Raw genomic sequence first — 12,143 nt, 5'->3', positions numbered from 1 at the left:
TCGTGCCGAAGTCACGGATCCGCAAGAAGGACGACTTCACGCCGCCGCCGGCGAAGCAGACGACCAGTCTGCGCATGAGCTCCGGCCGGGGCTGGGTCGCCCCGGTGATGCTCGCGCTGTTCCTGATCGGTCTGGTGTGGATCGTGCTCTTCTACGTGACCGGGGGCGACATGCCCGTCAAGGCGATGGGCAACTGGAACATCGTGTGCGGGTTCGGCTTCATCGCGGTGGGCTTCGGCGTGTCCACCCAGTGGAAGTAATCCGGAACGGACTCCGTCCCCGATAACCGGTGACACCGGTCGTCGGGGCCGGCCGGCCTGCTTTTCGGCCCCGCGCAGGCACCGACACGCAAGCCCTGCCCAAGGCCATCCACACAGTTATCCACAGCCGGGGAAAACTTCAGAAGATCTGTGGATAACTTCCCGGCCGTTGACGCCGGTGTGACCAGCGGTCCGTCCCCCTGGCCACCGTGACGCCCCGTTCTTCCTGGGAAAACGCGTCTTTGTGCAGGCCGGAACACACGTTCCCCACTCGGTGCACAAGATCCGCCACCCGCTGTGGACAACCCGTACCCGGAGCGTGGACAACGCGTACCCGAAGGACCTCACGGACCGGTACGGGACAACCGCGTACCGCACACGGCGGACCGCGAAACCCGCACTCCGGCGCCCGCCGCCCCGCTCACCCCACGAGCTGGACGGTCCGCACCCACACCACCGCGACGATCGCCAGGAACGCCACCGCGAACGTCAGCCCCTGCACCAGCGCCCGCCGCTCCCGCGGCGCGTGCACCATCCCGTACGTCACGGCCGCGCCCACGACCAGCCCGCCGACATGCGCCTGCCACGCGATGTTGGGCCACGCGAACGTGAAGACCAGGTTGAGCGCCAGCAGGATCAGCACGGGCCGCATGTCGTAGTTCAGGCGGCGCATCAGTATGGCCGTCGCGCCGAGCAGCCCGAAGACCGCGCCGGACGCCCCCAGCGACGGCTGGTTCTGCGCGGCGAGCAGGTACGACAGGGCGCTGCCGCCGAGCGCGGAGAGCAGGTAGAGCCCGATGAAGCGGACCCGGCCAAGGGCCGCCTCCAGCGGCGGGCCCAGCCACCACAGCGACAGCATGTTGAAGATGATGTGCATCGGCTCCTGGTGCAGGAACGCCGCCGTCAGCAGGCGGTAGAACTCACCCTCGGCGACGCCGATGAATGTCAGGTCCTCGGGGACGAACGCCCCGCCGATCATCTCCAGGTCCTGGACCAGGCTGTCGCCCACCGCCAGCACCGCGATGAACACCGCGACGTTGATGCCGAGCAGGATCTTGGTGACCAGGCGGGTGTCCGCGGCGAGCGAGCCGCCCGCGATCGTCCGGGGAGCGGTGGCCTGCGCCGGACGGCCCGTGCCGCTGCCGCCGCGTACGCAGTCCGGGCACTGGAACCCGACCGACGCGCTGACCATGCACTCGGGGCAGACGGGCCGCTCGCAGCGCGTACAGCTGATGCCCGTCGCGCGGTCCGGATGGCGGTAGCAGCCGGGCGCGGCGTCGCCCGGCCGTGCGTCCTGCGGCTCCTGCGGGCTGCCCGGCGCCTGGTCCATGGTCCCCTCGGTCCCTCGTCCGAATCCGTGCGGACGTCACCGCACGACGAAGTGCGCGCCCCACCCGATCTACGACCGGGCGGGGCGCAATGGTTCCCGCGGGTCCGCGGTCCGGGGCCGCTGCGGGCTCGCCGGACCGGACGTCCGCGGTGGCGCGGTACCGCGCGTCAGCGGGTCTCGACGACGACCGACTCGATCACGACGTCGTTGACCGGGCGGTCCGTACGCGGGTTGGTCTGCGTCGCCGCGATGGCGTCCACGACCTTCTTGCCCGCGTCGGTGGTGACCTCGCCGAAGATGGTGTGCTTGCCGGTCAGCCAGGTGGTCGGGGAGACCGTGATGAAGAACTGCGAGCCGTTGGTGCCCGGGCCGGCGTTGGCCATGGCGAGCAGGTACGGCTTGTTGAAGGACAGGTCCGGGTGGAACTCGTCCTTGAACTCGTACCCCGGGCCGCCGGTGCCGTTGCCCAGCGGGTCGCCGCCCTGGATCATGAAGCCGCTGATCACCCGGTGGAAGACGGTGCCGTCGTACAGCTTCTCCGTGGACTTCTTGCCGGTCGCCGGGTGGGTCCACTCGCGCTCGCCCTTGGCGAGTTCGACGAAGTTCTTCACCGTCGTCGGGGCGTGGTTCGGCAGGAGCCGAATCTCGATGTCGCCCTGATTGGTCTTCAGGGTGGCGTAGAGCTCTTCAGCCACGATCTACCTTCCATAAGTCTGCACTGACGGTTCCCGATCCTCGCATGGACGTGTGCCCCGCACCCGGACACCGCCGCGTTCGTTTCCCCTTTCCGCCACCAGTACCCGCCGAACCGGCGCACGGCCCGGAAAACCGTGGCATTGTCATCGCAAGGCTCCGTATGGCCCCAATGACCCGGATGCCCGCCCGCACATGCCGTATGTCGTGTGAGCAGGCATGATCTTGAACCGGGTGGACAGGCGACACAGCAGACATCGGGGGACAACCCCCGAGCCCCCCGGACACGCCACCGAGGAGGAGGATCCCGTGACCCGCAAGGACAGCGTGCGCGCGGCGACCAGTTCGGCCAAGGACAGCGTGCGACACGCGGCGGAGGTGGTGGCTCCGTATGCCGGTACGGCCAAGGACACCGCCACGCACTACGCGCACGAGGCCCGCACGCGACTGGCACCCAAGGTGGCCGAGGCCGCTCACCAGGCCCGCAGCCAGTACGACGCCCACCTGCAGCCGCGCATCGAGCACGCCCGCGGCGCCCTGCCGCCGAAGGTCGACGCGGCCGCGAGCCGTGCCGCCGAGCGCACCCGCAAGGCGGCCCGCCAGGCCGCCGACTACACCGCCCCGCGCGTCGAGCACGCCGTGCACAGCGCACGCGCCGCCGCGGAACCGGTCCGCGAGCAGGCCGTGGCCCGTGGCACGGCCGCCATCGCGGCCCTCCGCGGCCAGGTGTCGGCCAAGGAGATCGAGAAGCTCGTCAAGAAGCACAACCGCCGTCGCCGCGCCGGCAAGGCCGCCAAGCGCATCGCGATCGTGGGTCTCCTCGCCGGAGGCGCCTACGCCGCCTGGAAGTGGTGGGACAAGCAGGCCAACCCGGACTGGCTGGTCGAGCCCCCCGCCCCACCGAGGTCAACGAACGCGCCACCCTGACCGCCGTCGACGGCACCGCGGAGGCGGCCGCCCTGGACCCGGAGGTCCAGGCCAAACAGGCCGAAGCCGAAGCAGAGGAACGCGGCGGCCCCAAGCCCTGACCCGCCCGTGCCCTCTCCGGCGACACCCCCGCCCCCGAAGTCTCCGGACCCCACCCGGCCCGCGCCGCAGCGCCCAATGAGGAGCGCGGCACGGGCCGTTGGGCGTTGGGGGGGAGATGGTGGCGGCTTCGCGCTCTCCCCCTGAGCGTCGGGGGCCGGTGCGCCGTCAGTTCACACAGCGACGAGACGGACCCGTCCCCCACAGAGCTTGGTCATGTCGTCGGCATCCGAGGTCAGCATGACAACAGGCCGTCGCTGCCGAAGCGCGCCCTCGGCCACCGCCGCGTCGATGGCGTATTGGTGACCGTGCAGCCCGGCCCCCGTCAACAGGGCCGAAGCCGCCTTGGCCTCCTCATCCCCTACCGGGATCACGCGAAGGCCGGACAGCAACCACCTCAGCCGCGCCGTGTCGGTACGGGCATGCACGGCCTCGATGATGGTGAGCGCGCAGATCACCACTTCCATGCCGCGTGAACGCGCCTCCGCGACCAGGGCCACCACGGTCTCGTCGTCAGCGAGCAGCTTGGAGAGCCCTTCGCTGTCCAGGACCAGGGTCCCCTCATGAGTCAGCTTGCGGCGGGCCACTGGCCTTCCTCTGCGAACACCTCGTCGAACACCTGCCGCGCGCGCTGTTGTGCCTGCTCGGACACCGGCCCCTTGCGGTTCTCGTAGTCGGCCAGGTACTCGTCCAGCACCTGCCCCCGCAGCTCCCGCTCGACGGCCGCGGAGATGAACGCGGAGAACTCCCGCTTACCGACCCGGGACCGGATCGCCTCCGCGGTCCCCTCGGGCAGGGACAGACTGACCCGAGTCGCCGGTCCCTCACCGATGTTGTACGCCGATTCAGACATGGCCCCCATTGTGTCAAACGAGTAGGAAACCAGAAAGTCGCTCCGCTTCCGTCGGGGGACGGAGCGGGGAGCGAAGCCCGAGCCGCGCAGCCCCGGCCCGCCGCAGGACCACCTCGGCACCACCACTCCGGTACGCCGACCGGAGCACGCACAAAAAAAGACCTCCTGACCTGCATTCCTGCAGGTCAGGAGGTCTGACCATGTGGAGCCTAGGGGAGTCGAACCCCTGACATCTGCCATGCAAAGACAGCGCTCTACCAACTGAGCTAAGGCCCCGTCGCGAACCAGGGTACCCGGTGCCCGGGACGTTTCCCGACCGGGTATCGCCGCGCACAGGTGCTCTCCGTAGGATGCTTCGCGAGATTCGCGGCAGCGAAGCGCGATCGGGGAGACAGGGGAGACGCCATGGACGCAGCACAGCAAGAAGCCACCGCGCGCGCTCGGGAGCTGCAGCGCAGCTGGTACGGCGAGCCCCTGGGAGCGCTGTTCCGCCGTCTCATCGACGATCTCGGCCTCAATCAGGCCCGTCTCGCCTCCGTACTGGGACTCTCCGCGCCCATGCTGTCACAGCTCATGAGCGGCCAGCGGGCCAAGATCGGGAACCCGGCCGTCGTCCAACGGGTGCAGGCCCTCCAGGAGCTGGCCGGTCAGGTGGCGGACGGCAGTGTGAGCGCCGCCGAGGCCACCGACCGGATGGACGAGATCAAGAAGACCGCGGGCGGGTCGGTGCTCAACAACACCGCGCAGACCGCGTCGTCCACCGGGGCGACGACCGTACGGCGCGTGGTGCGCGAGATCCAGTCGCTGTTGCGCTCGGTTTCGGCCGCCGGCGACATCATCGACGCCGCGAACACCCTCGCCCCCACCCACCCCGAACTGGCAGAGTTCCTCAGGGTCTACGGAGCGGGGCGCACTGCGGACGCGGTCTCCCACTACGAGGCCCACCAGAGTTAGACGGCGAGCGGCCGGGGGCGCGCGAAGGCCCCCGGAAGTCGGGCAGTTCGGTGGTTCGGTAGGCGGACGGGGCGCAATGGGTGAGGTCTTCGCCGGTCGGTACGAGCTGATCGACCCGATCGGGCGGGGCGGCGTGGGAGCCGTGTGGCGCGCCTGGGACCAGCGGCGGCGCCGTTACGTGGCGGCCAAGGTGCTGCAGCAGAGCGACGCGCACACGCTGCTGCGGTTCGTCCGCGAACAGGCCGTACGGATCGACCACCCGCATGTGCTGGCCCCCGCGAGCTGGGCCGCGGACGACGACAAGGTCCTGTTCACCATGGACCTGGTGCACGGCGGTTCGCTGGCCCACCTCGTGGGGGACTACGGGCCGCTGCCGCCGCGCCTGGTGTGTGTCCTGCTCGACCAGTTGCTGTCGGGGCTGACCGCGGTCCACGCGGAAGGCATCGTGCACCGCGACATCAAGCCCGCGAACGTCCTGCTGGAGTCGACCGGGACCGGCCGGCCGCACGTGCGGCTGTCCGACTTCGGCATCGCGATGCGCAAGGGCGAGCCGCGGCTGACCGACGCCAATTACGTGGTGGGTACGCCCGGTTACTTCGCGCCGGAGCAGATGCTGGGTGCCGAGCCCGACTTCCCCGGGGATCTCTTCGCGGTCGGCCTGGTCGCGGTGAACCTGCTCACCGGCGCCAAGCCGGACGCGCAGAGCCTGGTCGAGCACTTCACCGAGCACGGCACCCCGGAGGCTCCCGAGGACATCGCGGAGCCCCTGTGGCAGGTGCTGGCGAATCTGCTCCAGCCTGACCCCGAACTGCGCTTCAAGACGGCAGCGGGCGCGCGCAAGGCGCTGCTCGCGGCGGCCGAGCTGCTGCCGGAGGCGACGATCGAGGACGAGGCCGTCGAGGTCTTCGATCACATCGGGCCGCTGCCTGCCGGGTTCGGGCCGGACGGTCCGCTCCGGGCGGAGCAGCCGGGAGACGCGTCGTCGACGCCACCCGCGCCCGCCACGCCTCCGGTCAGCATGTCCGACACCGGCGGCTTCCCCTTGGCGCCGCCCTCCAGCGGCATACCCGCGCCGCAGCACCCCGCAGCCGGCGTCCCGGGCGCCGAGGAACCGTCCGGCACCGGGCGGGACGGGGTACGGCCGCAGGACGACGCTCAGGGCGGCGCTCAGGGGGCCGATGGGGAGCAGGTGGGCAGCTCGCACGGGAACGCGTACGGGAGGACATACGGGCCCTCGTACGAAACCCCGGACGGCACCCCGCCCCCGGCCCCCTACGCGGCACCCCAACCGCCCACCACACCACCGCCCTTGCCCCGGCCCACCCCCACGGCCACCTCCCACCCGGCCCTCCGGACACCCGCCCGTACACCCCCGACCACCCGCAGCCGCTGCCGCCCTCCGCACGCGCTGCGGCCCGTCGGCACCGGGCCGTGCCTCAGCGGCGTCCGGGGCCTCCGCCTAGGGTCGCGGTCCCGGTGATCGTGGTGGCGCTGCTGTGCATCGCATTCGGTGTCTGGGCCTTGTCCGTGAGCTGAAGGTTCCCGGCGTCACTGCTGCCCGCGCGCCCCACCAACCCTCCAGCGCGCTGCCACCGCCCACACCCCCAGCGCCAGCAGCAGCACCACCCCCGTGCCGATGCCGCCGTACCCCAGCACGCGCATCCTGCTGCTCGACGCGACCTGTCGGGCCGTCATGCCTTCGTCTGCTGCTGCGCGTTGCCGCGGCGACACGGAGAAGTCGGTGGTCTTCTCTCGGTAGTCGGGGCCGCGTTGCGGCCGGCCTGCCGGGTCGACGCGTAGCGTGATCGGGGTGCCGTTCTCGAAGTACTTCGCGGCGTCCGGGTGCAGCGACACGGCCAGGTAGTACGAGCCCGCGAAGCGCATTGCGCTGACCGGTGCGGCGGCGTTGTAGCGGTTGCCGTAGGCCACCGGTGCCGTGGCGATCCTGGCGGCGGCCGGCTTGCCGTCGTACGCGATGAAGCGGGTGTCGCTGACCGGGCCGCGCGCCGGGTTGTAGACCCCCAGTCCCAGCGCGCTGGCGACGAGCCGCGAGCCGGCCACCGCGCTCTGCCCGCGCACCCTGGCTTCACCACCCGCCAGCGTCCCGCCCGGCAGCTCGACGCTCACGCTCAGTTGCTGTCCCCAGTCCACCGGCACCCGGTAGAAGCGGGTCTCCCCCGGCCTGATGCGGTCCTGCCACACCCCCTTGCCGATCGGCCCGGCGTCGTTGAAGCCGGTGCCGCCGTCGGCCTCTTTCTTCGTGCCGCCGGTCAACGGTGCAGGGGTCGCTGTGGACCAGGTGCCCGGGGCTGGTTGGGCGGGCGGTGTGCCCGTGACCCCGGGTTCGCGCTGGAAGCGGAGTTCTACGGGCCAGCGGTCCGCTCCCGGCGCCGCCGCCTTGCCGGCCCGCTTGACCACGAAGTAGTAGGCGCCTGCCTTCTGGCAGTTGGTGCGCGGGCCGTCGGCCCGGCGGGTGGCGTAGTCGGCGATCGGATACGCCATGCCGCGGCCGTGGAAGGCCGTACTCCCGCCGGGGGAACAGGCGTTGCCGTCGGCGTCGCGGAGGCTGACCTTCAGGCTGTCGGTGTGGTCCGCGACCTCACTGCCGGGCCGGGGCGCGGCCACCGCGGAGAAGTAGGCGCTGGACTTCCCGTCCAGCCGTACCGCGTAGTGCTTCTCGTCGCCTCGGGCGAGGGAGTCGGTGTACGTCCCGGGCTCGATCCGCGGCGCGCCGGACGGTCTCTGGGTGCCCTGTACGGGCTGGGCGCCGACCGCCGTCCTGTAGGCGGGCGGGCTGCTCCGTAAACCGTCCGCAGGTCCCGCCGCCGCAGCGCCTGCCAGCGCCGGTACGGATACGAGTACGGGCACCAGGACGGGCACCAGCCTCCCCACGCACCCGCCCCTTCGCGTACGCCCCCTTGCCACGAGCCACCCCTCACCACATTTGCTTTTGCAAGCTACTTATGTGCTTTGGCAAACCCGCTGGGACGGTCCAGCCGTGCGCCGTCCCGCCCCCGGACGCACGAGACCCCGGTCACCGTCACACGGTGGCCGGGGTACGTACGTTGACTACGAACTGCTCTGCGTCTCACACACCCGAACCTGCGGGCACGGAGTCGGTCGCCTCCGTCCACAGATCCTGCTCGGCGCGATCCGCCTGGATCTGGCGGTACACGAGGAGCCCGCCGATGGCGGCCAGTGCGACCAGGAGAAGCTTCTTCACCGCGCGACCTCGTCTTTCGTTGACGTAGGGGACCTCTGGGGGCCGATGATACACACCGGCCGATACCGATCGGTGACCTAGGGCCCGACCCATGCGCAATGATGCACGGCCCGTCATCGCCCACCCCGGCCGTGACCACCCCGGACGCGAAAGAGGCCCCACCGTCTCCGGTAGGACCTCTGTCGCGCTGGTGGGGCTAACAGGACTTGAACCTGTGGCCTCTTCCTTATCAGGGAAGCGCTCTAACCGTCTGAGCTATAGCCCCGCGCTGCACCGAAAGATTAGCGCACTTCAGAGGCATTCCCAAAATCGTGCGCCGGGAGCCTCCGGGCCCTCGGACGGGGCCGCCGTACGGCCCCGTCCGAGGACGCCCGCGTCCGTCACTCGTCCTCGGCGAGGGTCAGCTCGACGCCGCCCACGAACCCGGCCGAGATGTTGTAGATGAAGGCCCCGAGCGTGGCCAGCGCCGTGGCGAGCACGACGTCGATCACCGCGATGACCGCGGTGAACAGCAGCACCCGCGGCAGCGACAGGAACGACTGGAGGTCGAAACCGCCGCCGTCGCCCGAACCCGTCGCCTCACTGATCGTGCCGCCGACCGTGGTGAAGACACCCATCGCGTCCATCACCATCCACAGCACCGACACCGCCACGATGGTGCAGATCCCGAGCGCGATGGAGAGCAGGAAGCTGACCTTCATCACCGACCACGGATCGGCCCGGGCGACCCGCAGCCGGGCCTTGCGGGTACGGGGCGTCGTACTGGCGCCCGTACGCGGCCGGCGCACCCCCTGCTGCGCCCCCGCGCCCTGTCCCACACCCGATCGGTACGCCTGGGGCGGCTGGTACGGCTGCTGGCCGCCCTGGGTGCCCCCGCCCTGGGACCCGGGCGCCGGGCCCGAACCCTGGGCCGGAGGCTGCGGCTGCGCCGCGGAATGCGGTTGCGGCTGACGCCGGTCGGTCACGGTTCCCCCCTGGTAGGAGTCCTCGGACGAGGTGTCGCCGGACGTGGCGGAGCCACGGGCGCTGTCCTCCGTCACGGTCGCGGGTCCCGAACGGGAGCTCTTCCTGTCTCCCGGTCCACCCGCCGCAGCGCCCGTGGCTCCACTCACGACCTACTCCTCGCGTTACTCCGCCGCGGGCTCGCCGCCCTCGGCCACCGCGGACTCGGTGCCCTCCGCCTCGTCGGCCGCCCCGGGCTCCACACCCGCGTCGACCTCCTCGGCCTCGCGACCGGCCTCGGCGTTACGTGCGATACCGACCACGGCATCGCGCTTGCCCAGGTTGATCAGTTGGACGCCCATGGTGTCACGGCCCGTCTCCCTGACCTCGCTGACCCGCGTACGGATCACGCCACCGCTCAGCGTGATGGCGAGAATCTCGTCCGTCTCCTCGACCACCAGGGCACCGACCAGCTCACCCCGGTCCTCCACGATCTTGGCGGCCTTGATGCCGAGGCCACCACGGCCCTGCACGCGGTACTCGTCCACCGAGGTGCGTTTGGCGTAACCGCCGTCGGTGGCGGTGAAGACGAACGTACCGGCCCGCACCACATTCATCGAGAGCAGTTCGTCGCCCTCGCGGAAACTCATGCCCTTGACACCCGAGGTGGCGCGTCCCATCGGACGCAGCGCCTCGTCCGTGGCGGTGAACCGGATGGACTGCGCCTTCTTGCTGATCAGCAGCAGGTCGTCCTCGGCGGAGACCAGTTCGGCGCCGATCAGCTCGTCGTCCGCGCCCTCCTCCGTCTCCCGGAGGTTGATGGCGATGACACCGCCGGAACGCGGCGAGTCGTAGTCCTTGAGCGGCGTCTTCTTCACCAGACCGCCCTTGGTGGCGAGCACCAGGTAGGGCATGGCCTCGTAGTCGCGGATCGCCAGGATCTGGGCGATCTGCTCGTCCGGCTGGAAGGCCAGCAGGTTGGCCACGTGCTGGCCGCGCGCGTCCCGCCCGGCGTCCGGCAGCTCGTACGCCTTGGCCCGGTAGACCCGGCCCTTGTTGGTGAAGAACAGCAGCCAGTGGTGGGTGGTGGAGACGAAGAAGTGGTCGACGATGTCGTCTTCCTTCAGCTTCGTGCCCCGTACGCCCTTGCCGCCGCGCTTCTGCGACCGGTAGTCGTCGGTCTTCGTCCGCTTCACATAGCCGCCACGGGAGATCGTGACGACGATGTCCTCCTCGGCGATCAGGTCCTCGACGGACATGTCGCCCTCGAAGGGCACCAGCTTCGAGCGCCGGTCGTCGCCGAACTTCTCGACGATCGCCGCCAGCTCCTCGCTGATGATCTGACGCTGGCGCTCCGGCGAGGCGAGGATCGCCTGGTACTCGTTGATCTTCGCCTGCAGCTCGTCGTGCTCGGCGGTGATCTTCTGGCGCTCCAGGGCGGCCAGTCGGCGCAGTTGCATCTCCAGGATCGCGTTGGCCTGGATCTCGTCGATGGTCAGCAGGCCCATCAGGCCCTCGCGCGCCTCCTCGACCGTCTGGCTGCGGCGGATGAGCGCGATGACCTCGTCGATCGCGTCCAGCGCCTTGAGCAGACCGCGCAGGATGTGGGCCCGCTCCTCGGCCTTGCGCAGCCGGAACTTGGTACGCCGGACGATGACCTCGACCTGGTGGCCGACCCAGTTGCGGATGAACGCGTCCAGCGACAGGGTGCGCGGCACACCGTCCACCAGCGCCAGCATGTTCGCGCCGAAGTTCGTCTGCAGGTCGGTGTGCTTGTAGAGGTTGTTCAGCACGACCTTGGCGACGGCGTCCCGCTTGAGGACGATGACCAGGCGCTGGCCCGTACGCGAGGAGGTCTCGTCACGGACGTCGGCGATGCCGCCGATCTTGCCGTCCTTCACCAGGTCGGCGATCTTCTGCGCGAGGTTGTCCGGGTTGACCTGGTACGGCAGCTCGGTGACCACCAGGCACTGGCGGTTCTGGATCTCCTCGACCTCGACCACCGCGCGCATGGTGATCGAGCCGCGGCCGGTGCGGTACGCGTCCTCGATGCCCTTGCGGCCCACCACCAGCGCGCCGGTCGGGAAGTCCGGGCCCTTGATGCGCTCGATGAGCGCGTCCAGCAGCTCCTCGCTGGACGCCTCCGGGTTCTCCAGCGCCCACTGGGCACCGGCGGCGACCTCGCGCAGGTTGTGCGGCGGGATGTTGGTCGCCATGCCGACCGCGATGCCGGCGCTGCCGTTGATCAGCAGGTTCGGGAAGCGGGCCGGCAGGACCGTCGGCTCCTGGTTGCGGCCGTCGTAGTTGTCCTGGAAATCGACGGTCTCCTCGTCGATGTCCCGCAGCATCTCCATGGAGAGCTGCTTCATCTTGCACTCGGTGTACCGCATGGCCGCGGCCGGGTCGTTGCCGGGCGAGCCGAAGTTGCCGTTGGAGTCCACCAGCGGCATCCGCATCGACCACGGCTGGGCCAGCCGGACCAGGGCGTCGTAGATGGAGGAGTCACCGTGCGGGTGGTACGTACCCATCACGTCGCCGACGACGCGGGCGCACTTGTAGAAGCCCTTCTCCGGGCGGTACCCGCCGTCGTACATCGCGTACAGGACGCGGCGGTGCACCGGCTTGAGGCCGTCCCGCACGTCCGGCAGCGCGCGCGAGACGATGACGGACATCGCGTAGTCGAGGTAGGAGCGCTGCATCTCCGTTTCGAGCCCGACGGGCTCGACGCGCATGCCCACGCCTTCGATGGCGGGGGCCGCGCCCTCGGCGGTCACGCCGTCCGGGGTCACAGGGGGGTTCTCGTCGGCCATTGCTGTTCTAGATCCTTTCGAGCTGCGGCTGCTGCGGTCCCCGCCACCGGGC

General features: G+C 70.3%; 11 protein-coding genes, 2 tRNA genes and 1 pseudogene. 4 read left to right on the top strand and 10 right to left on the bottom strand.

From position 1 onward, the window contains the following. Positions 1–2 precede the first annotated feature (2 nt). Positions 3–260, top strand: a complete 258-nt coding sequence (gene crgA, locus EJG53_RS20495; protein WP_030017047.1) for a cell division protein CrgA — start codon at positions 3–5, stop codon at positions 258–260. Positions 261–681: 421 nt separating this feature from the next. Here crgA and EJG53_RS20490 read toward each other — a convergent pair whose 3' ends face one another. Further along, positions 682–1,590: a rhomboid family intramembrane serine protease gene (locus EJG53_RS20490; protein WP_125046050.1), complete on the bottom strand. Its 909-nt coding sequence runs from the start codon at positions 1,588–1,590 to the stop codon at positions 682–684. Between the two features lie 167 nt (positions 1,591–1,757). Beyond that, entirely contained in the window at positions 1,758–2,285 is a 528-nt protein-coding gene (locus EJG53_RS20485; RefSeq protein ID WP_125046049.1) for a peptidylprolyl isomerase, read from the bottom strand. Positions 2,286–2,592: 307 nt separating this feature from the next. Between EJG53_RS20485 and EJG53_RS20480 the strand changes: the two are divergent. Beyond that, a pseudogene (locus tag EJG53_RS20480) lies at positions 2,593–3,311 on the top strand (DUF5324 family protein). 171 nt (positions 3,312–3,482) lie between these two features. On the opposite strand, the gene EJG53_RS20475 reads toward EJG53_RS20480, so the two are convergent. From EJG53_RS20475 to EJG53_RS20465, 3 genes are all read right to left on the bottom strand, one after another. Continuing rightward, the gene (locus EJG53_RS20475) at positions 3,483–3,896 is read right to left on the bottom strand and encodes a PIN domain-containing protein (RefSeq protein ID WP_125046048.1); all 414 of its coding nucleotides are present in this window, start codon (positions 3,894–3,896) and stop codon (positions 3,483–3,485) included. Next, positions 3,878–4,162: a hypothetical protein gene (locus EJG53_RS20470; RefSeq protein WP_125046047.1), complete on the bottom strand. Its 285-nt coding sequence runs from the start codon at positions 4,160–4,162 to the stop codon at positions 3,878–3,880. The genes EJG53_RS20475 and EJG53_RS20470 overlap by 19 nt, the downstream gene beginning before the upstream one ends. A gap of 203 nt (positions 4,163–4,365) precedes the next feature. After that, a tRNA-Ala gene (locus EJG53_RS20465) sits at positions 4,366–4,438 on the bottom strand. A gap of 129 nt (positions 4,439–4,567) precedes the next feature. Between EJG53_RS20465 and EJG53_RS20460 the strand changes: the two genes are divergently transcribed. Continuing rightward, on the top strand, positions 4,568–5,116 hold the full coding sequence (locus tag EJG53_RS20460) for a helix-turn-helix domain-containing protein (RefSeq protein WP_125046046.1): 549 nt from the start codon (positions 4,568–4,570) through the stop codon (positions 5,114–5,116). Positions 5,117–5,192: 76 nt separating this feature from the next. Next, on the top strand, positions 5,193–6,596 hold the full coding sequence (locus tag EJG53_RS20455; RefSeq protein ID WP_371858707.1) for a serine/threonine-protein kinase: 1,404 nt from the start codon (positions 5,193–5,195) through the stop codon (positions 6,594–6,596). 68 nt (positions 6,597–6,664) lie between these two features. Here the strand turns inward: EJG53_RS20455 and EJG53_RS20450 are convergent, their stop codons facing one another. From EJG53_RS20450 to gyrA, 5 genes are all read right to left on the bottom strand, one after another. Next, positions 6,665–8,008: a hypothetical protein gene (locus tag EJG53_RS20450; RefSeq protein ID WP_244955241.1), complete on the bottom strand. Its 1,344-nt coding sequence runs from the start codon at positions 8,006–8,008 to the stop codon at positions 6,665–6,667. Between the two features lie 196 nt (positions 8,009–8,204). Next, positions 8,205–8,339, bottom strand: coding sequence for a DLW-39 family protein (locus tag EJG53_RS41745; RefSeq protein WP_003958712.1), 135 nt, complete (start codon positions 8,337–8,339; stop codon positions 8,205–8,207). Positions 8,340–8,527: 188 nt separating this feature from the next. Continuing rightward, a tRNA-Ile gene (locus EJG53_RS20440) sits at positions 8,528–8,604 on the bottom strand. A gap of 115 nt (positions 8,605–8,719) precedes the next feature. Continuing rightward, positions 8,720–9,451: a DUF3566 domain-containing protein gene (locus EJG53_RS20435; protein WP_371858706.1), complete on the bottom strand. Its 732-nt coding sequence runs from the start codon at positions 9,449–9,451 to the stop codon at positions 8,720–8,722. A gap of 15 nt (positions 9,452–9,466) precedes the next feature. Continuing rightward, a complete protein-coding gene (gyrA, locus tag EJG53_RS20430) occupies positions 9,467–12,091 on the bottom strand; it encodes a DNA gyrase subunit A (protein ID WP_031007781.1) in 2,625 nt (874 codons plus the stop codon). Positions 12,092–12,143: the final 52 nt, after the last annotated feature.

The organism is Streptomyces chrestomyceticus JCM 4735, from assembly GCF_003865135.1.
GTDB classification, from domain to species: domain Bacteria; phylum Actinomycetota; class Actinomycetes; order Streptomycetales; family Streptomycetaceae; genus Streptomyces; species Streptomyces chrestomyceticus.
This window is presented reverse-complemented; position numbering and strand designations above follow the sequence as displayed.